General features: G+C 66.7%; 16 protein-coding genes and 1 tRNA gene. 10 read left to right on the top strand and 7 right to left on the bottom strand.

Features of this window, described 5'->3' with window-relative positions; genetic code table 11:
• The first annotated feature begins 10 nt into the window (after nucleotides 1–10).
• Nucleotides 11–601, top strand: a complete 591-nt coding sequence (locus K8556_RS05350) for a Crp/Fnr family transcriptional regulator (protein ID WP_223738928.1) — start codon at nucleotides 11–13, stop codon at nucleotides 599–601.
• A 28-nt stretch (nucleotides 602–629) separates the two neighbouring features.
• On the opposite strand, the gene K8556_RS05345 is transcribed toward K8556_RS05350, so the two are convergent.
• Nucleotides 630–1,205 (bottom strand): hypothetical protein, encoded by a 576-nt coding sequence (locus tag K8556_RS05345; protein ID WP_223738927.1) that lies wholly within the window; start codon nucleotides 1,203–1,205, stop codon nucleotides 630–632.
• A 258-nt stretch (nucleotides 1,206–1,463) separates the two neighbouring features.
• Between K8556_RS05345 and K8556_RS05340 the strand changes: the two genes are divergently transcribed.
• The 4 genes from K8556_RS05340 (at nucleotide 1,464) to K8556_RS05325 (ending at nucleotide 6,026) form a co-directional block, all read left to right on the top strand.
• Entirely contained in the window at nucleotides 1,464–2,234 is a 771-nt protein-coding gene (locus tag K8556_RS05340) for a hypothetical protein (RefSeq protein ID WP_223738926.1), read from the top strand.
• Nucleotides 2,231–4,249: a putative metal-binding motif-containing protein gene (locus tag K8556_RS05335; protein ID WP_223738925.1), complete on the top strand. Its 2,019-nt coding sequence runs from the start codon at nucleotides 2,231–2,233 to the stop codon at nucleotides 4,247–4,249. Before K8556_RS05340 ends, K8556_RS05335 begins: the two co-directional genes overlap by 4 nt.
• A 116-nt stretch (nucleotides 4,250–4,365) precedes the next feature.
• Nucleotides 4,366–4,442, top strand: a tRNA-Asp gene (locus K8556_RS05330).
• A 225-nt stretch (nucleotides 4,443–4,667) separates the two neighbouring features.
• Entirely contained in the window at nucleotides 4,668–6,026 is a 1,359-nt protein-coding gene (locus K8556_RS05325) for a hypothetical protein (RefSeq protein WP_223738924.1), read from the top strand.
• 92 nt (nucleotides 6,027–6,118) lie between these two features.
• Here the strand turns inward: K8556_RS05325 and K8556_RS05320 are convergent, their stop codons facing one another.
• Both K8556_RS05320 and K8556_RS05315 read right to left on the bottom strand, forming a co-directional pair.
• Nucleotides 6,119–6,745 (bottom strand): hypothetical protein, encoded by a 627-nt coding sequence (locus K8556_RS05320; protein ID WP_223738923.1) that lies wholly within the window; start codon nucleotides 6,743–6,745, stop codon nucleotides 6,119–6,121.
• 14 nt (nucleotides 6,746–6,759) lie between these two features.
• On the bottom strand, nucleotides 6,760–8,439 hold the full coding sequence (locus K8556_RS05315) for a hypothetical protein (RefSeq protein ID WP_223738922.1): 1,680 nt from the start codon (nucleotides 8,437–8,439) through the stop codon (nucleotides 6,760–6,762).
• A 156-nt stretch (nucleotides 8,440–8,595) separates the two neighbouring features.
• Between K8556_RS05315 and K8556_RS05310 the strand changes: the two genes are divergently transcribed.
• The 3 genes from K8556_RS05310 (at nucleotide 8,596) to K8556_RS05300 (ending at nucleotide 12,149) form a co-directional block, all read left to right on the top strand.
• Nucleotides 8,596–10,167 (top strand): serine hydrolase, encoded by a 1,572-nt coding sequence (locus K8556_RS05310; protein WP_223738921.1) that lies wholly within the window; start codon nucleotides 8,596–8,598, stop codon nucleotides 10,165–10,167.
• Between the two features lie 128 nt (nucleotides 10,168–10,295).
• Nucleotides 10,296–11,198, top strand: coding sequence for a bile acid:sodium symporter family protein (locus tag K8556_RS05305; RefSeq protein ID WP_223738920.1), 903 nt, complete (start codon nucleotides 10,296–10,298; stop codon nucleotides 11,196–11,198).
• 123 nt (nucleotides 11,199–11,321) lie between these two features.
• A complete protein-coding gene (locus K8556_RS05300; protein WP_223738919.1) occupies nucleotides 11,322–12,149 on the top strand; it encodes a biosynthetic peptidoglycan transglycosylase in 828 nt (275 codons plus the stop codon).
• A gap of 12 nt (nucleotides 12,150–12,161) precedes the next feature.
• Here the strand turns inward: K8556_RS05300 and K8556_RS05295 are convergent, their stop codons facing one another.
• The 3 genes from K8556_RS05295 to K8556_RS39700 form a co-directional block, all read right to left on the bottom strand.
• Nucleotides 12,162–13,814, bottom strand: coding sequence for an O-antigen ligase family protein (locus K8556_RS05295; protein ID WP_223738918.1), 1,653 nt, complete (start codon nucleotides 13,812–13,814; stop codon nucleotides 12,162–12,164).
• Nucleotides 13,815–13,839: 25 nt separating this feature from the next.
• A complete protein-coding gene (locus tag K8556_RS05290; protein ID WP_223738917.1) occupies nucleotides 13,840–14,271 on the bottom strand; it encodes a hypothetical protein in 432 nt (143 codons plus the stop codon).
• 340 nt (nucleotides 14,272–14,611) lie between these two features.
• Nucleotides 14,612–14,851: a DUF2188 domain-containing protein gene (locus K8556_RS39700; RefSeq protein ID WP_223738916.1), complete on the bottom strand. Its 240-nt coding sequence runs from the start codon at nucleotides 14,849–14,851 to the stop codon at nucleotides 14,612–14,614.
• 1,163 nt (nucleotides 14,852–16,014) lie between these two features.
• Here K8556_RS39700 and K8556_RS05280 point away from each other — a divergent pair.
• On the top strand, nucleotides 16,015–17,097 hold the full coding sequence (locus K8556_RS05280; protein WP_223738915.1) for an AAA family ATPase: 1,083 nt from the start codon (nucleotides 16,015–16,017) through the stop codon (nucleotides 17,095–17,097).
• Nucleotides 17,084–17,620 carry a hypothetical protein gene (locus K8556_RS05275; RefSeq protein WP_223738914.1) on the top strand — a complete coding sequence of 179 codons (537 nt, stop codon included), beginning with the start codon at nucleotides 17,084–17,086 and terminating at the stop codon, nucleotides 17,618–17,620. Before K8556_RS05280 ends, K8556_RS05275 begins: the two co-directional genes overlap by 14 nt.
• A 41-nt stretch (nucleotides 17,621–17,661) precedes the next feature.
• Here K8556_RS05275 and K8556_RS05270 read toward each other — a convergent pair whose 3' ends face one another.
• Nucleotides 17,662–18,744: an IS630 family transposase gene (locus K8556_RS05270; protein ID WP_223738913.1), complete on the bottom strand. Its 1,083-nt coding sequence runs from the start codon at nucleotides 18,742–18,744 to the stop codon at nucleotides 17,662–17,664.
• Between the last annotated feature and the right edge of the window lie 7 nt (nucleotides 18,745–18,751).

The raw sequence follows: 18,751 nt of genomic DNA, 5'->3' as shown, positions 1-18,751 counted from the left end.
CCTTCGAGACGTGAGATTCCCCAAGCTCTTCGAGCGCCTCGCCACGTTGGCCCCGCTTCCTCCCGAGGAGTGGGTGAAGGCCGAGGCCGTGGCGAAGGAACAGGCGCTCGAGAAGCGGGAGCTCTTCCTGCGTCCAGGGGATGCGGCGGACCGGTTCGCCGTGGTGCTCCAGGGCGTCTTCCGGGGCGTGCGCGTGTCGCCACGCGGGGGCGAATCCATCAAGGCCTTCCGAGCCGAGGGCGAGCTGATTGGCGCCTACGCGGAGATGTTGCAGCGGCGGCCTTCAATGACCGCGATTGAAGCGCTCGAGCCGAGCCGCGTGCTGGTGTTCCAGGCGCGGGACTTCCAGACGCTGGAGCAGGGCCACGTGTGCTGGGAGCGGCTGGCCCGCCGGGTGGCGGAGCAGCACTTCCTCCTCAAGGAGCGCCGTGAGCAGGAGTTCCTGGAGCTGTCCGCGGAGGAGCGGCTCGTGAACTTCTGGGAGGAGCATCCGCACCTGAAGGGACGGATTCCCCAGCGCGACGTGGCGGCCTACCTCGGCATCACCGAGGTGGGCCTGAGCCGCATCGTGTCGCGGCGCCGCAAGCGCACCCCGGCGTAGCGCGGATCCGCGAAGGCGCCCTTCCGCACTACGCCTTGGGGAACTTGACGGCGACGGCGGTGACCTTGACCAGCTCGTAGGACTCCTGCCGGTTGAGCAGGTTCGTCTGCTGCGCGACCAGTTGGGCGCGGAACTCCACCTGCCGCGCCTCGTGGTCGAAGATCGCGTAGACGACGTAGTACCGCGCCTTGCGAACCATCGTCTCCGGGTCGACGGAGAGCTGGACGTCGTCCGGGTTCAGGCTGCTGTCGACGACGCACTTGAAGCCGGCCAGCTTGTGCAGGTTCTGCGAGGCGCTGTCGGTGCGGGCCTCGTGCCGGATGAAGATGCGGCCATCCTGGAACTTGTACCAGAGGCTGCAGCCGCTCAGGTTCGCGGTGAAGAAGTACGTGACGGTGTCGGTGGTGAGGTCGATCCCGCCCTCCGTGACGTCACCCGACTTCCAGGGCAGGTAGAAGGCATCCGGGGACCTGCTCTCCTCGAGCGTGGCCAGCTCGCGGTCTTCCAGCGTGTCGAACGTCACCGCGTAGACGCCCATGCCGGAGCCAGGAGCGGGACCGAGGATGAGCGGCTTCTGCTTCTGTCTGCCGGATGCGTTTCCCATGAGGCGCATTCATAGCAGCAGGTCCGGCCGTCCGAGCCGTGAATACCATCCAGACTCAAGCCATCAGCGAGCGGCATGACCTGCCGGGCACCATCGAGTGGGAGACGGCTCTCATTTCCCCTCCTGTGCGCCCCCATGTTAGGAGTTGCCCGGTTCCGGGAGGAGTTCATGCGTTCATCTCAGGCATTGGGGCCGACCCTCTGCTGGGTCTTTCTCATCGTCCTGCCGTCCGTCGGGCTGGCGGCCCCAAGCAGCGAGGTGAAGAGCCACCTGAAGGCCATTGCCAACCTCTACGAGGAGCTCGAGTTCGAAAGTGCCCTCGGGCAGGTCGCCACGGCACGGCAGCAGGCGAACGGACCAGAGGACGACGTCGAGCTGTCTCTTTGGGAAGGCCTGCTCCTGGCGGAGTTGATCCGGACGGAGGAGGCGTCCGCCGCCTTCACGTCGGCACTGGTCCTGCGGCCGGACGCACAGCTCCCCGTGAAGGTGTCGCCCAAGGTGTCGAACCAGTTCGAAGCGCTGCGGAAGGCCGTGAAACGCGCGCAGCAAGCGCGCCGTGACGTCCCCAGTCCCACGCCGCGCCAGACGACGGATGCGCCGCGGGAAGTGGCTCCGCCGTCCTCACCGCCCCGAATCGCGTCTCCGTCCGACATCGCGTCGGCGCCCACCGCATCCCCGCTCCAGGTGACCCAGGAGGCTCGGACGGGTTCCTTGCGATCCAAGGCCTATATCCCTGCCATTGCCGGTGGCGCGCTCATGGTCGCGGGTGGGATTTCCTGGGCGCTGTCTCGTGGGGAGGCATCAAAGCTTCGCAACGCGGACCCGTCCCTGGCGACCTCCGCGGACATTGACCGTTCCGTGTCGCGAGGCCGGACACTGCAAGCCGCGGGTGTGGGCCTGCTGGGGGTCGGCGTCCTGGGGCTGGGGTTGGCGGCGGGCATGTATCTGATGGGGGCTCCCGAGGAGAAGTTCGCCATGCAACTGGGGACGGATGGACGGTCGGCGCTTGTGTATGGGAGGTGGCCATGAGCTTCCCTCGACTGCGCGCGGCGCTGGTCGTGTTCGTGCTCGCGAGCGCGGCCTGTACCGACTTCGACCTGGAAAAGCAGAAGCTGTGCAAGCAATTCCCCGAGCGGTGTGACGCCATGGACGACACGTCCGGAGCGCTGAACGTCACCGTCGGCTACATCGGCTTCATGCGCGGATGCGTCACGGTGACGGCCACGGACGCGGACAACGCGAGCAACACGAGGAGCCTCGACGTGGCGATCCCCGGCAAGACGCCGGGCACCGTGTCGGCGGAGGTGTTCCGCAAGAAGGACTGGGGCCGCATGCTGCGCGTGACGGCGCAACTGCGTGAACTCGACTGTTCTGGCCCCGCGGTGGGCGCCGCACAGGAGATGAAGGCGCAGGTTCCCGAGGAGGGCACGCTGGATGTGGCCTTCACCGTGAGGGCCGTCGATGAGGATGGCGACGGCTACTTCAGCAGCGCCGACGCGGCGGGTGTCGTCAGTGGTACCGATTGCAACGACAGGGACAGCGCCGTGAGCCCCAGCGCCTTTGAGGTGTGCAATGGGAAGGATGACAACTGCACCCTCGGGGAGTCGGACGCGACCGACAAGCAGGTCTGGTACACGGACGCGGACGGGGACGGCTACGGAAGCCTCCGGGTGGAGAGCTGCGTCCAGCCTGTTGGCGCCGTGGCGGTTGGAGGAGATTGCAACGACGCCGACGGGCAGGTCCGGCCGGGTCGGACGGAGTTCCGCTGCGATGGCAAGGATGACAACTGCAATGGCATGAACGACGAGGACTTCGGCGTCGACAGTGCTTGCGAAGATGACCTCAAGTGCTCGGGCAAGGTCGCGTGTGCATCCACTCCAGGCCAGACGGCCTGCGCGCGACTCCCGACTGAGAATCCGGTGACCTGGTTCGTGGATGGCGACGGCGATGGCTACAAGGGACAGGCCGCGGGGGTGGGCTGTCGGTCGCCGGTGGCTGGCGGTGTTTCCCAGTTCGAGGACTGCGACGAGAGTTCCATCTACGTCCGCAATGGGCTGCCGGAGGCATGCGACCGCCTGGACAACAATTGCTCCGGCGGTGTGGACGAAGGGTGCGCTCCCCTCACCTGGACGACCAGTACATACGTTGGAGGAAGCGGGGACCTGATGACCATCGCCCTCTACGACGAGGGGCGGAAGGCATGGATGGCCGGACCGAACAAGCTCGTCCATTTCGACAGCACGACCGGCACGGCGTCGTATACGAATGCCTCCTGCCAGGGGAACTGGAAGGCGGTGTGGGTGGGCGCGAACGGGCGCGTCTTTGTCGCCGGAGATTCAGGAAAGATGGCGACACGGCTCCCCGACACGGATCCGGACTGCTTCAGCATCAACGTACCCGGCGCATCGACGCTGGCGTTGCAGGGCATCACGGGTATCGAGCAGACCCACTCCAGCGCCACGGTCTATGCCGTCGCGACCAATGGCAAGATCTTCAAATGGAAGGCGCCCTACAATCTCGCTGATTCTCTTTCTGAGTTCGGCGCCGGTCTCCAAAACCTTCGTGCGATTTCGAGCGCGGGTTCCGAGGACTCATTGCTGGCCGTGGGTGGGGATATCAATAGCAAGGCAGTCGCCTACCGCTATGACACGGCCAGCTCCTCGTGGAAGACGGACCTCCCTGTCGGAGCCTACGACGGGTTTCTCAGGGGCATCCATGTCACGGGGGGCCGCTTCACCTACGCGGCGGGAGACAACGGACTGGTCCTCAAGCGGAATGGCGGAGCCTGGACCTCCCTGCCTACCGTCCTGGAGTCCACCGGCAAAGCGAAGGCCGCCATCCAGGACGTCCTCGCCTTCAGTGAGAAGGGCATCTACGTCGCCACCAGCGAAGGGCTCATCCACTTCTACGATGGCTTTACGTGGACCACGGCGTACTCGGGGACAGTCCCGCTGTACTCCCTGGATGGCTCCAACCCCGCTCGCATCGTGGCCGCGGGAGCCAACGGCACCGTGGTGAACTTCACGGCTCCCGCGGCCCCCTGAGCCCACCGTCCAGCAAGCGGGCGCTCCTTCCCACTGTACTTATCCGGTGATCAGCGGTAGACCGGCGCCCGCCCGGGGCGGCAGCCGCAGCACCTGTTCCGCCCAGGAGCGTTTGTGGGGAGTTAGTTCAGTTGGTTAGAACGCCGGCCTGTCACGCCGGAGGCCACGGGTTCAAGTCCCGTACTCCTCGCCAGTCAGAAGGGCCCGGAATCGCAAGGTTCCGGGCCTTACGCTTTTCCGCGCAACGGATGGCCTGGTGGAGGGTGCGGTCCACCCCCTCTGGCTTTGCCTTCCTGTCCCTTGAGGCCGGTTGCGAAACCATCTCCGTCAGGCTTTAAACTGCCGCCCGTCACGGCCAAAGCCTCACAACCAGACACCAACAGGGGGCGTGGCCTCAAGGGCCACGGAACAGACAAGCATGAATACTGCCATTCGATGGATTGGGATGCTGGCCACGTGCGCGTGGCTTGCCGCGTGCCAGGGGATGCCCGAGGAGGGCTCCGAAGTCATCCGCATGGAGATCGCCCTGACAGGGGATGTCTGCGGAGTCAGCTCGGCCAACGCGACGGTCTCCGCGCCGGACATGACGACCCTGGGTCCCGTGGCGCTCCAGGTGACGGATGCGTCCATCCAGGGCCGCATCACCCAGGTCCCGGCGGGCACGGCCCGGACGGTCCAGGTGAACGCGCTCAACGCCTCCGGCCGGGTGGTGTACTCGGGAAGCACCCAGGTGGATGTGGTCGCCGGCAGCGTCACCTCGGCCAACCTCGTCCTGCGCCGCGACCTCACGAACTGCCCCAGCACGCCGGGGACCGGTGGCATCGACATCGTCGGCTCGCTGGAGACGGGCGAGCCGTCCAGCGACGGGGGCACGTCCGACGGTGGCTCGACCCAGGATGGGGGCATCGTCCTCGACGGCGCGCAGCTCGCCTTCAACGTGGATGACGCCACGCTGACCAGCGGGGGCATCATCCACTTCTTCGACCGCAACGCCGACCGGGTCCACCGGCTCGACGTGAAGAACCGCCGTTTCCTGAGCGCCTACGCGGGCACGGCGGACGCCGTGTCCATGGCGGTGACTCCGGACGGGGCCACCACGTACCTGGCCTACACCGGCGGGCGCATGGACGCCTTCTCGAGCGACGGCACCGTCCGCTTCTTCGCCGCGGCGCCGGAGACGGTCTCCAGCATGGTGGTGGCCGGAAACTACCTGTTCACCATCGACGGCTCCGGCGCCTGGGATTCGCACTCGCTCTACCAGCGAGCCACAGGCGCGCGCGTCGCCACGGCCGAGTGGCGCTACTCCGCTCGCGCCCTCGTGTTCTCCCCGGTGAACAAGCGCGTCTACCTGCTCAACGCGGGCGTGTCGCCGACGGACGTGACGATGGTGGACGTGGATCCGGTGGCGGGCACGCTGGGCGCCGAGCGGGACTCGCCGTACCACGGTGACTACAACCTGCCCAACCCCATCCGGCTCCTGCCGGACGAGTCAGGCGTCCTGGTGGGCAGCGGCCTGTTCTTCAACGCCGCCGACCTCACCTACCGCACCAGCATGGGCCTGTCGTTCGTGGACGCCGCCTTCCACAACGGCCGCTACTACCTCATCGACACGGTGGGCAACACGACGCAACTGCGCGTGCTGAGCAGCACCTTCGACATCCTCTCGGCGGGCTACTACCCCGGCCTCGCGAAGCGGGTGTTCGTGCACGACGGTGAGCTGGTGCTCGTCACGGAAGTGCGCACGGGGCAGCTCCAGGTGCGCATCCTCGCGCCGTAAGCCGAAGCACCGCGGATGCAGTCAAAAGCCCAGCAACCCCACCGGGTTGCTGGGCTCTTTTTTCCCTGCGGCGCAGCGGTGGACCCCTTCCGCTACTGCGTGACGTCGACGGTGTAGACGCCGTCGCCGGACGTGGCGGTGCCCGTCACGTGGGTGCTGCCCGGCGTGCGGCGGACCTGGCCGGTGCCGTCGTCCTCGATTTCACCCGTGAGGGTGAGGTCCAGGGTGACGCTGCCCTCCAGGTCCCCGGTCATCTGGAAGGGCCCCTTGAGCGTCCCGGTGAACGTGCCGCCCGGGATGTCGCGCAACTGGAGGGTGAGCTCCGGCTGCGTCGCCGTGTCCGCGCTCGAAGCGTAGGTGATGTTCACCGGCTCCTCGTCCCCGCCCGGGAGGATCTCACCGTCGGAGTAGCGGGTCATGCCGATGCGCAGGCGCATGCCCTTGTTGGCCGAGCTGCCCTGGTCCACCTGCCCGGTGACGAGCAGCGTCCCGGAGGCGGCGCCCGTCGTGGACTGGGGCGGGATGTTCGCGCTGGACGCGGCGTTGAAGCCGAGGAAGCCCAACTGCAGGGCCTTGCTCACGGACGGGTCGAGCCCGAGGTACGCGCGGCGGGCCTGCTCGTCCGAGCTGATGTCGTCATCCCCGCAGGCCGTGAGGCCCAGGGACAGGAAGAGGGAACATGCGACGGCGGTCAAGGCACGCGGAAGGGGTGTGAACATGATGGGTGTCTCCGTCATCCGATGGTGCTGTTGCACGTGCAGGGCGTCGTGCCGGTGCAGGCTTCCCCGGTGACCGTCTCGCAACTGAGCAGCGGGCAGCACGGGCTGGTGGTCGAGCAGGCCTGACCGGCGGCGGAGCAGGTGGAACCCTTCTCGCAGGTGCCGACGATGCTCCCACCCGGGATGTTGCAGCCGAGCCCGACGCAGCAGTCCGCGGGCGAGGTGCAGGCCTGGCCCTGCGGCTGACAGGCGCTGGGGGCCGAGCAGGTGCCACTGGTGCAGATGCCGGAGCAGCAGGCGGAGCCCGTGGCGCAGGCCTTCCCGTTCGCGGCGCACGTGCCCGCGTCCGTCCCCCCCGTGCCGCCGTCCTGGGTGCCCGTGCCGCCGTCCGTGCCGCCACCGCCCGGCACGTCCCCGGTACGGCAGGCGTAGCCGAACTCGGAGGCGATGAAGCAGGTGGTGCCGGCGCAGCACTTGGAGGCCTGCGGGTCACAGGGCGTGCCCACGGGATCGCACGTCGTCGTCTTCTGGCAGGTCAGGCCGCCATCCGCGCCGGGCAGGCAGCGTGCGTCGCCGCAGCACTGGTCGGAGAACTGGCACTGCTGGTCCTGCGCGATGCAGCACGGCTCCTCGCCGGTGTAGCCCGTGGGGCAGCCCGCCGGGCAGTTGTTGTTGGGGCAGCCGCCGAAGCAGCGCGGCACGCCGGCGGAGTCCACCTTGCACACGGCCTTCTGTCCGTCGCAGCAGGCCTCGCGGGCGTTCACGTCGATGATGCCGCCGTCCGGCAGTTGGCCGCTGCCGCAGATGTTGCCCACCGGGTTGCAGCCATTCGGCTTGTCACAGCGGCTCTCGCGGCAGTCCACCGCGTTGGACAGCTTCTCGCCGCCGCAGCACACGCCGTCGTCGGTGCAGTAGTCGCCCGTGGGACGGCAGCCGCCCACCGGCTGGCACACGGTGGTGCCGAAGCCCAGGTCCACGCACGTGCGCGAGCAGCAGGTGCTGGAGCCCGAGCACGGGTTGCCGTCCTGGAGGCAGCCGCCCGCGCCGCCACCGCTGACCGCCACGCAGCGGCCCGGGGTGCCCGTGTTCTCCTGCGAGCACACACCGCCGCAGCAGTCCGCGCCCTTCATGCACAGGTCGTTGTTGGCCTGGCACGAGTACGCCGCCTTGCAGATTCCTCCCTGGCAGTTGCTGGAGCAGCAGTCCCCCGCGCCGGTGCAGGCCTGGCCCGGCACCTTGCAACTGCTGGTGTTGTTGGAAGGCAGCGCCGCGCACTTGCCGTCCGCGCCGCAGAGCTTCGTGCAGCACGCCTCCGCGCTGGCGCACGTGCTGCCCACGTCCAGGCACTGCAGCGTGGAGCACTTGCCGTCCAGGCAACTGTTCGTGCAGCACTCGATGCCGCTGGTGCAGGCATCACCCGCGGCGGTGCACTGGGCACTGGGGGCCGGACAGACGCCCGTCTCCGAACAGAGGCCCGTACAGCACTGGGCGCCCGAGTCCCGGCTGCACGCCGTGCCCTCGCCGAGGCACTGGGAGCCCGGTCCCGCGTCGGGCAGGGGCTGCCCCGCGTCCGTTCCGGCATCCACCGTGACCGGCGGTGGGTCCGGCGGCTTGCCGATGTCTCCACTGCTACAAGCGACGACACCCAGGGCCACACCCAGGGCCCCCAGCAACAGCCAGCGGTTTGCCTTCATCCCCTGGAGACCCCGGACGGTGACGACCGGCCACGCGACAGCCCCGCCCACGCCCTGATTCCAGGCCCTTGCGGCAGCCGCCCTCCCCGGACCGGCAATCACAAGGAGGGGCTGGCGTACACACCTCGCGTCCCTCTCCCATCCTTCGGTGACCCCATGCGTCGTTCCCTGTCCCGTCTCGTGCTCGCGGTCATCCTGTTCGGCCCGGGAGGCGCGGCCCTCGCGGCGGAGGGGACGAAGAAGCCCGCCACGCAATGGTTGGCCAGCCCTGCCCAGGCGGCCCGCGCGGCGCGCGTGGAGACGGGCCTGGCCCCGGTCGTCATCGAAGGCGAGAAGCCCCAGCGCCTGACGCTCCCGCAGTGGATGGCGCTGTACCGGATCCCCGGGCTGAGCATCGCCGTCTTCGACAAGCACGCCATCGTCTGGGCCAGGACCTATGGCGTGAAGGAGGCGGGTGGCTCGGAGCCCGTCACCCTGGAGACGCTGTTCCAGGCGGGCTCCATCAGCAAGCCGGTGACGGCGCTGGCGGCGCTGCACTTCGTCGAGGCCGGCAAGTGGTCGCTCGACGAGAACATCAACGACAGGCTGCGCTCGTGGAAGGTCCCCGAGAACGACTTCACGAAGGAGCAGAAGGTCACCCTGCGCAGGTTGCTCAGCCACAGCGCGGGGACGACCGTGCATGGCTTCCCCGGGTACGCCGTCGACGCGCCCGTGCCCACGCTGGTGCAGGTGCTGGAGGGCGCGGCGCCCGCGAATACCGCTCCGGTGCGCGTCGACCTCGTCCCCGGGACCAAGACGCGCTACAGCGGCGGTGGCACGTCCATCGTCCAGTTGATGATGGTGGATCAGCTCCAGAAGCCGTTCCCCCAGGTCATGCGGGAGACGGTGCTGAAGCCGCTCGGCATGAGCAGCAGCTCCTACGAGCAGCCCCTGCCTCCGGCCCTCGCCGCCAGGACGGCGACCGGGACGTACGCCAGCGGGAAGAGCGTCGCGGGCCGCTGGCACGTGTACCCGGAGATGGCCGCGGCCGGACTTTGGACCACGCCGTCCGAACTCGCGCGGGTCGCCCTCGAGGTGTCCAGCGCGAAGGCGGGGAAGTCCCAGCGCGTGCTGTCGCAAGCGATGACGAAGCAGATGCTGACGCGGCAGTCGGAGGCGTTCGGATTGGGCTTCCAGGTGGAGCCCGGCACCGACCGCTTCTGGCACGGAGGCTCGGACGAAGGCTTCCAGGCCGCGTTCATGGCCTTCGGTGACACGGGCAGCGGCGTGGTCGTCATGGCCAACTCAGACAATGGCTTCCTGCTCTTCGATCGTCTCATCGCCAGCGTCGCGGCCGAGTATGGCTGGACCGCGTTCAAGCCTGAGCCCGTGTCGCCGTCCTCCCAGGTGGATGTGCTCATGCGGCTCAAGGGCGTCGACACCGCGCTCGCCTGGTACACCGCGAAGCACCGCGAGGGCATGAAGGGGCTGGAGTCAGGGCACCTGAACCAGCTCGGCTACCGGTTGCTGGCAGACGGCAAGGGCGCGGAGGCGGTGCGGGTGTTCGAAAAGAACGTGAAGCTCTTCCCGGCGGATGCGAATGCCTATGACAGCCTGGGCGAGGCGCAGCTCCAGCTTGGACAGAAGGAAGAGGCCATCGCGAACTACAGGAAGTCGCTCGCGCTGGACGCGGGGAATGCCAACGCGGTGAAGGTGCTCCAGAAGCTTGGCGTGCCCGCCGGGAAGTGAGCGCGGGGCCTCCGCCAGGAGTTGCATCGGCTGCGGGCCCCCAGGGCTGAAGTCCCGGACGCGGTGCGGCGTGGCGCCGCGAGTCGGGATTTCTGGCAGAGTGGAGCGCATCCACCGGGGGGTATTCCATGCAGAGCAACGTCATCACCGAGGTGTTCCTGCCCATCGCGCTGGGCGTGATCATGCTCGGGCTGGGCCTGAGCCTCACCCTCGCGGATTTCCGCCGCGTGGCCCTGTTTCCGCGCGCGGCGCTGGTGGGCCTGGGCTGTCAGACACTGCTCATGCCCGTGGTGTGTTACGGCATCGCGACCGGCTTCGGGCTGCCTCCGTCGCTCGCCGTGGGGTTGATGTTGTTGTCCGCCACGCCCGGTGGCGCGACCGCGAACCTCTTCAGCCACCTGGCCAAGGGCGATGTCGCGCTGAACGTCAGCCTGACGGCGGTCAACAGCGTGCTGTCGCTGTTCACGTTGCCGCTCATCGTGAACCTCTCCGTGTCGCACTTCATGGGCGAGGAGCGGGCCATCCCCTTGCAGTTCGCGAAGATCCTCCAGGTGTTCGGCATCGTCCTGGTGCCCATCTCGCTGGGCATGTGGGTGCGCGCGATGCGGCCCTCACTGGCGCAGGGACTGGACCGGCCCGTGCGCATCCTGTCGGCGCTGTTCCTGGTGCTCGTGGTGGCCGGAGCGGCGCTCAAGGAGCGGGACCAGGTGGTGACGTACTTCCAGAGCGTGGGGCTCGCGGCGCTGGCCTTCAATCTGGCCAGCATGGCGGTCGGCTTCGTGGTGCCCATGCTGCTGCGCATCGAGCGCAAGCAGGCGGTGGCCATCGCGATGGAGGTGGGCATCCACAACGGCACGCTGGCCATCGCCATCGCGTCCAGCCCCCGGCTGCTCAACGACGGCGTGATGGCCATCCCCGCGGCCATCTACAGCATCATCATGTTCTTCACCGCCGGAGTGTTCGGCGCCCTGGTCGCCCGGAAGCAGGCCGCGAGCGCGGCTGCGGTGGACCTGCATCCCCAGTCGAATTGAGGGACTTCGGCGGTCCTCTATTTGGACGTGTCCCGGAGCAGCCCCAGCAGGCGAAGCATCTCCAATTAAAGTGAAAGCATGCGAGTCGGCCTTTTGAAGCGGGTAATCAGGTGCACCCTTCTGATGGCCTCTGTCGCGTGCGTGTTCGCCCTCATTTATGTCGCCTGGCTCTGGGTCGACACCCCTGACGTCACCCACCTCAAGACGCAGCGGCCCTCGACCACGGCCTTGATGTGGCTCAGGGAACGGGAACGGGCGCCCCAGGCCCGGCTCCTTCCGGAGGACTGGATCCCGGTTGAGCACATGCCTCTGCTCGCGTGTGCCGTTGTGAAGGCGGAGGACAGGATGTTCTTCCGTCATGGTGGCTTCGACTGGCACGAGACGCGGGTCGCGCTCTGGCAGGCGTGGCGCACGGGACATCTGCGCGGGGCGAGCACGATGACCGCGCAGCTCGCCCGCACCCTGTTCCTCTCACCCGAACGGTCCCTTGAACGGAAGCTGCGGGAGGCCTTCCTGGTACAGGACCTTGAGAAGGCTCTCTCAAAGAGAGACATCCTGGAGCTCTACCTCAACACCATCGAGTGGGGAGACGGCGTCTACGGGGCCGCCGACGCCGCCCGTCAGTATTTTGGAAAACCGCCTGACGTACTCGACCCTTTCGAAGCAGCAACGCTGGCGAGCCTCATCCCGGCGCCAGGAGCGCCGCTGGTTGGCAAGAACCTCGACCGCTTCAACCGCTCCCACGCCAGGGTGCTTCGCCAGCTCTACCGCTCACGCATCATCACGCAGGAAGAGCGTGACGCGGCGGAAGCTTCGCGGCGGACAGGTCTGTCTGACGCGGCAACCACTCCCTGGCCAACACACCATGCATGGGTGCCACGGCATGACCTGATGCCCTTCCTGGACCAGGAGTGTGGCCTCGAAGACGAGCTCGCGAATCGGCGGCACTGAGTCGAGGAAGGCCTACGGGTTCGCGGAGGAGGCCGTCTCCAGCAGGCGCAGGACGGTGCCGCAGTCATGATGGGTTGAGCCCTGGAGCCTGGAGGCGAGATGGGGCTCCACCGCGTCGGCCCTCCGTGCGAACGCCAGGGCAGAGGGCAGATCGCCTCGCGACTCCGCGCACCTGGCTGCGACACAGAGCAACCCCACCAGATGCGGGGCCTCCGCGATGGCACGATCCAACAGGGGCGCCGCCGCCACGCAGTCACGGCTCCGGGACAAGCGAAGCGCCGCCCGGGAGAGTGCTTCGACATGCGCCGTGGCGACAAGAGCCTGCCTCGGGCCCAGGGTCGCGATCAGGTAGTAACGCCCCAAACACCACGTCCCTCCGGCAATCAGCAGCGCCAGGATGACGAAGGCCTTTCTACGTACGGAAGAGGTGAACACACACGGCGTTCCCTCCGCCATCGCGAGGCCGACGAGCACGCCCCCTGCGGCAAGCTGTTCCGCATGCAGCAGCGGTTGGTCGAAGACGGCATGGACGCCGAAGACGGTCAGCGCCGCTCCAAGCCCAGGCACGGTGGCGGCCCTGACTCGCCTCGCGACGGTCCAGGAGAACGCCCCCCAGGCAGTAAGGCCGAGCAGCCCCGTCTCCGCGAGGATCCGCAGCAGGTCGGACCGTGGGGCCCGTCCATCTCCATAGGGAGGAGGATGCAGGCCCGCTTCATGGGCGAATCGTGAGCTGGCGTCCGTCCATGCCGTGGGGCCCATGCCGAGAAGGGGCGCGGAGGCAACGATGGAGCGGGTGACCATGGCTTGCCCGACGCGATAGCGCCCCGACCCCTGGTCGTGCTCCGCGATTCTCATGAGAGATGCCGCGAAGGGAGAGGACTCCTGCCAGCGCAATCCCGGCCAGGGGACCAGGACTGCCAGCCCCACGGCGAGCACCAGCAGTAGCAGGACTCGAGACAGTCGCGTGCGGAGGTCCGCGCCCATGGGTCCACGAAGCAGGCCGAACCCGGTCAGGACCACCGCGATCCCGAGCCCCAGCCACACACTGCGACATCGCGTGAGCACGACGATGATGACCAGGAGCACCGTCGAAGCGCCCCAGGCGATACCCTTGCCACGAGCAAAGCGGGCGATTGCGAGCGGGAGGATGAGCCCGACGAAGCCCGCGACCTGATTGCGCCCACCGAGGGTCGATGCGGGCCGCCGGAGGTCAACCCAGGGCAATTCCAGGCCCAATGCCTCCAGCAACGCCACGGCCGCCACGACCACCGCCACACCCGTGAGCAGCGCGACGAGCCGGTCGCGCTCCGGGGCGTCTCTGGCGAGCCGGGCAGTCACCACCGCGATGATCAACGCCGAGGCCTCGGCCGCGATGCGTTCAAGGCCGAGCTGAAGTGACGCCGTGCCAGCCATGGTGGACACGAGGCCCACCAGAATCATCCCGGCCCAGGCCAATACCGGGGCGGAAATTCCAGGGGGCTCCCGTCGGGAGAGGCCCCCGTGGAGCGCGAGCATCAGGGCGAACACTCCGAGCGCCAGACGTTTGGGGACGTAGACTCCGTCCCCGGCCTCCAGCCCCTCCGCACCGATGAGCAGCGCAGTGGAGACGAGGACGCACCCGACCAGCGCGCGCTCGATGCTGACGGCCTCCCAACGTGAGTCCATTCAGTGGCCCCTGCTCGGATTGAGGTTACTCCTCTTCCGCGCACGTGCCGTTGTTACAGACATAGCCGGGTTCGCAGTTGAAGTCGTTGTTGCAATCTCCGCAGTTACCCTGACCAAGACAATCGGGAACACACTCGGTGCCCTCGCAGTAGTATCCCGTTTCGCAGCCTGTGTTCATGCAGTTGTCCGGGTCGTCGATGCACATCCCGTCCATACAGGTCTCCCAAGGCCAGCAGAGGACCTGCTCACAGGGGTCTGGTTCGGGTGGCGCTTCGATGCAGAAACCCTGCGCCGAGTCGCAAATTTCGCCTGCATCGCATGGCGTAAAAACATCACAGGCGGCGCCGACGACACGCTGGCGGGCATTAGACAAATGATTGTCGGGAACTGTTGCCCCACAACTGAGCGTTCCCACAGCCACCACCAGTGCAGCCCACTCGCGAATGTGCTTCGTCATGGTGCCTCGCCTCCCTGGATGCCGCGTGGCACGTCTGCGTCCATGCGGGACAGGGATTGTCCTTACAAAGAATCCACGGTTCAACAGGTTCTCGCGGATGCCCGAACAGGCAAGGCCCGGACTCCACGGGGACGGGCCTGCGCAGGGTCTCGTGGAACGACGGGCACCTGGCGCCGCTGAGTCATCGGCCTGCCATAGCCACTCCGCACAATGCGACGCGGGGACGATACGGCGAGCCCAAAACTAAAACGGACTGGAGGCTCCGAAAGCCCCCAGTCCGTCACCAGTTCATGCACATCCAGCTTCGTTTATTGGCAGCTACCGACTGCAATCGACGCTGCTACCCCTTGGACGAAGCAGGGTCGTTGCCGTAGCTGTTCTTCTCTCCAATGGTGCCATCACGCTTGTGGATGGTGTGCTCGACGCCCTGCTCTTTCGCCTGAGACCTTCCAGCATCCTCGGCCCGATCCTTGAGCCGGTGCGTGCTGAGGATCTTTCCGTCTTGCTGATTCACCCATCCGCTGCCGTTCGGGTTGGGAGTCGTGTGCACGCCGCCACCGCGGTTCGTGTTCTTCGCCACCTGCGTACCTCCTACCAAGTGCCCCGGAATTGGGGACAGCAGGCAAGGTACCTCCGGGGTCTGACACCCGGCTGACCACCAGGGGAGTTCGCCGCGAGGGTGCGAGCGGAGCCCGGCCAGCCCGCCAAGGGCGAAAAGACGAAGGGCGCGGACCCGAGGATTTCTCCAAGGATTCCGCGCCCTCTGAATGGTCGGGGAGACAGGATTTGAACCCGTGAACACGGGGTACCCTAAACCCGCGACGGCGCACACCTTTCGCCCAGTCGTGAGTGAATCCGGGCACTTCGAGTCCACGGGAGAGTCCTCGCCAGTCCGCCTGTCGCCCACAGGCCCCTCCAGTCTTGGAGACATTCTAGAGACGGGAAACAAGAGGGACACGGTGCCCAGGGAGATTCGTGGGAGCCGCCTATGGCGTGTCCTCATAGTGAGCGCCTAGTAGGGAGCGGACTGAAGTGGGAGAGCTTCCAGTGCCGCACGGCCTCTATACCTGCTTGGCGCACAGTCTAGGGGCCCGTCAGCGGGCCTGGTTGCCCCTCTGCTTCAGACCGCACCTTCCACAGTCCTCCCATTCGCATAACGCACCACGTCACAGGCGGTTACGTGGAAGCCCGGATTCGGCGGATTGCTCCGCCCCCCCTATCACGGCGCCGTCGTTCCCCCGTCACCGGAGGAGTTCAAGCTCACGCGTCGGTGCCCAGAAACTGGACAGTCCAGCGCGGAAGGCACGGCGTTGAGCGGGGAGCCAACGATCGTCTGTGCCGAGGAGCAACCGAATACAGGCCCTCCCGTCCACGGAATCGGGCTACGCTCGGGTGTGCGAGCGGGTCGGGAAGGTGCTCGCGTGGCGTTGAGCACCAAACAACCGCTGCCCACAGGCTCACGCCTTGACCGCGCCCTGTTGGACGGGAGGCCTGGGCTGGAGTGTAACCCAAGGGAATTGCACTTTCTTCTGCCCCTGCCCGGTGCGCGCCCCCTGGGGCACCCGCCAGCAGCCCCTCTACTCACTGCACCAGCAGTACAACCCTCCACAAGGGATCTTCTCTACCCTATTTGCTCCATTGGGCCTCTCTTTGAGTCGTGATGGTCGCGCCCACGCCCCTCAGCATGTAAAGTGCGGGACCTTGATGCTGACGCGCCTCTACGCTCACAACTATCGATGCTTCGTGAACTTCGAGATCTGCCCCGGCTCGAACAGCCTGTTGCTTGGCTATAACGGCGTGGGCAAGACCTCCGTGTTCCATGTTCTTGGCGCCATCCAAGATCTGATTGTGTGGAACAAGGAGGTGGCCGAGGCGTTCCCAGGCGACACCTTGACCTTCTTCGGTGAAGGGACGCGGCAGCGGTTCGAGATCGACATCAAGTCACCACACGGTCCCATGCGCTACGTCCTTGTCCTCGATCACAGTGTCGAGCACGACACAGCGACGATCATGAGCGAGGATGTTCTCTGGCTTGAGGGCCCTCACGGGACTGATCGGGTCTACGGCTTCGTCAACGGCGAGGTGAGCCTGTCGGGCTCTGACGAGCCCGTCGATGTGCGCACCTTCCCGTTCACCGGCCAGCGCTCCTACCTGTCGTCCGTCGACAGGGAGAGAGCGAACCCTCGGTTGCTCTGGTTCCTCGACTTTATTCAGCAGATCTGGATTCTGAAACTTAATCCCCAGAACATTCGCGCGTCGGCGAAACGAGACGACCTGTTCCTGGAGCGCGACGGCACGAACTTCCCGTCGTGGTGCAGGCACCTGCTACTTGAGTCACGACATCATGTCGAAGCCGCCGAAGAACAGTTGCGACAAGTCATGCCCGGCTTTCGCTCGCTGAGCGTCCAAGCTGCGGGGCGCGTACGTGTCCTGGTTGCCAAGTTCGCGCCGGAAGGAACGAAAAAATCGGTCGATGTCGATTTCGACGTGCTGTCCGACGGACAGCGCGCCCTTATCATCCTGTACGTCATCCTCCATGCCCTACGGGGTAGTGCGAGGCTGCTGTGCCTTGATGAGCCGGACAACTACGTGTCGATCCGCGAGATCCAGCCTTTCCTCATCGAGCTCGCAAATGCTGCGGACGATTCCGGGCTTCAGACGCTGATCGTGTCACACAGCTCCGAGGTCATTGACTTCCTCGGCGTCAGCAACGCGCTGCTACTTGAACGTCCGGACGGGGGCCAGACTCGTGTCGGAACCCTCAGCCTGGGGCCGGGATTGAAGCTCTCCGAACAGATGGCGCGAGGCTGGCATGTCTCGCCCTGAGGTGCGTATCGTCGTCGTGTACGAGGACGAGCCGCACGGGAAGTTCGTGCGCCAGCTTACTCGCAAGCTAGGGCTCCGCCCCGAGCGTCTCGAACCGTGTGGCGGCTGCGTCAACGTGCTCGACCGCTTCGTCGTGGAACTCAAGGCGATGCGGCACCGGATGAAGTACCAGCACAACCTCGGGCTCATGGTTGTCATTGACGCGGACAAGGCCTCGATCGCGCCCCGCATCCGGGAACTTGAAGAGCGCTTGCGGGATACAGGCGGGCCGCGAGGAGCGACCGAGCGCATCGCGTACATCGTGCCGGCGCTGGAAATCGAGAATTGGTATGTCCACCTTTGCGTGCCAGCCGAGCGCCCCGTGGATGAAGGCAAGGACTACAAGCCCGAGCGGGTCTGGAAGGATCTTGAGAAGGATCTCGCGGCAACTGCCAGCCAAGCCGTCGACGCCTGGGTCCGTGCTGACAAAAAGGACGAGCCCGCGTCTCTAACCGCCGCGCGGCTGGAACTTGATCGGCTGTGAGCCGTCGCGGCTAAACGGACGATCGTAATTCTCGAACGGTCTCAAGCTGCGCGTCGAGCAGGTTCAGCGCGCAGAAGAGGACTGGCCGTCTTCTGCGAGTTGCGCGCGTCGAGGTAGGCGTCCACCTCGGCCATGAGCGCCTCCATCTTCTTGCAGCGGTGGTTGCGGGTGACGTTGGCGTGCACGTCCCACCACACGCGCTCGATGCGGTTACCTTCCGGGCAGTACGGCGGCAGGAAGTGCAGCACTACTCGCTCGCCCAGGTCCTTCAGGGCCTTCTTCGTCTTCTTGCTGGAGTGGGTGGCTGCATTATCGAGGATGAAATGCAGGCGCCTGGCCAGGGGGTAGGAGGCGTCCACGGCACGCACCAGGTCGATGAAGAGCGCACTCGTCTTCTTCTCCCCCTGCACCCAGGTCATCCGGGCCGTGCTCGCGTCCAGCGCGCCGGCCACGTAACGCTTCTGGTTGTTGCCGGGAGTCACCACTTCGCGCCTCTGCCCAGGCAGCGTCCAGTCCGGGCCGATTTTCGGGTTGAGGTGCACGTCCATCTCGTCCTCGAAGAGGACGGGCTCGTCGGGCCGCGCGTGGGCTACCCGGCACTTCAGTTGCCAAAGGCACCGCTGGCGTCGACGCGCAGGCCAGGGACAGCGCACCACGGGACGCGGACGCCTTCTCTTGGCCCCTACCGAGGCCAAGGCACGTCCCATCGTCGCGGGCGAGACATGCACCCGGCCTCGCCTCTCCACCTCGCGGGCCAACAACTCGCGCGTCCACGTTGTGCGTCGCCAGCCGGACTGCTGCGGCGTGCCTTCCAGCACCCGGCACAATGTCTGCCGGAATCGCTCGTCCACCTTGCGCTGCCCATTCTGGGCGCGACCGTCCAAGAGGCCTTCTCGGCCTGACTTCTGGAAACGCTGGACCGCGGCCACCACCGTGGACGTCGCGCACAGCAGTTGCCGCGCCGCCTGCGCTCGTGACTGACCACTGGCCACCTTCGCTACCGCCAGGCACCGCCGCAGGGTGAGCGGGCAGCCAGTCCTCTCTCCCCAGCGAATCAGCCGCCTGCGGTCAGGACATCGCAGGCGCAGCTGTTGCCTTCCCTGAGGCAGGGCTCGCTTCTTCATCCGGTTC

The sequence above is a fragment of the Corallococcus sp. AS-1-12 genome (assembly GCF_020036995.1).
Classification (GTDB): domain Bacteria; phylum Myxococcota; class Myxococcia; order Myxococcales; family Myxococcaceae; genus Corallococcus.
This window is presented reverse-complemented; position numbering and strand designations above follow the sequence as displayed.

What these genes read in the sequence shown, in the direction of transcription:
- K8556_RS05320 (WP_223738923.1), bottom strand. Translation starts at nt 6,745, where the DNA reads ATGTTCACACCCCTTCCGCGTGCCTTGACCGCCGTCGCATGTTCCCTC.
- K8556_RS05275 (WP_223738914.1), top strand. Translation starts at nt 17,084, where the DNA reads ATGTCTCGCCCTGAGGTGCGTATCGTCGTCGTGTACGAGGACGAGCCG.
- K8556_RS05315 (WP_223738922.1), bottom strand. Translation starts at nt 8,439, where the DNA reads ATGAAGGCAAACCGCTGGCTGTTGCTGGGGGCCCTGGGTGTGGCCCTG.
- K8556_RS05270 (WP_223738913.1), bottom strand. Translation starts at nt 18,744, where the DNA reads ATGAAGAAGCGAGCCCTGCCTCAGGGAAGGCAACAGCTGCGCCTGCGA.
- K8556_RS05310 (WP_223738921.1), top strand. Translation starts at nt 8,596, where the DNA reads ATGCGTCGTTCCCTGTCCCGTCTCGTGCTCGCGGTCATCCTGTTCGGC.
- K8556_RS05300 (WP_223738919.1), top strand. Translation starts at nt 11,322, where the DNA reads ATGGCCTCTGTCGCGTGCGTGTTCGCCCTCATTTATGTCGCCTGGCTC.
- K8556_RS05325 (WP_223738924.1), top strand. Translation starts at nt 4,668, where the DNA reads ATGAATACTGCCATTCGATGGATTGGGATGCTGGCCACGTGCGCGTGG.
- K8556_RS05290 (WP_223738917.1), bottom strand. Translation starts at nt 14,271, where the DNA reads ATGACGAAGCACATTCGCGAGTGGGCTGCACTGGTGGTGGCTGTGGGA.
- K8556_RS05335 (WP_223738925.1), top strand. Translation starts at nt 2,231, where the DNA reads ATGAGCTTCCCTCGACTGCGCGCGGCGCTGGTCGTGTTCGTGCTCGCG.
- K8556_RS05345 (WP_223738927.1), bottom strand. Translation starts at nt 1,205, where the DNA reads ATGGGAAACGCATCCGGCAGACAGAAGCAGAAGCCGCTCATCCTCGGT.
- K8556_RS05295 (WP_223738918.1), bottom strand. Translation starts at nt 13,814, where the DNA reads ATGGACTCACGTTGGGAGGCCGTCAGCATCGAGCGCGCGCTGGTCGGG.
- K8556_RS05305 (WP_223738920.1), top strand. Translation starts at nt 10,296, where the DNA reads ATGCAGAGCAACGTCATCACCGAGGTGTTCCTGCCCATCGCGCTGGGC.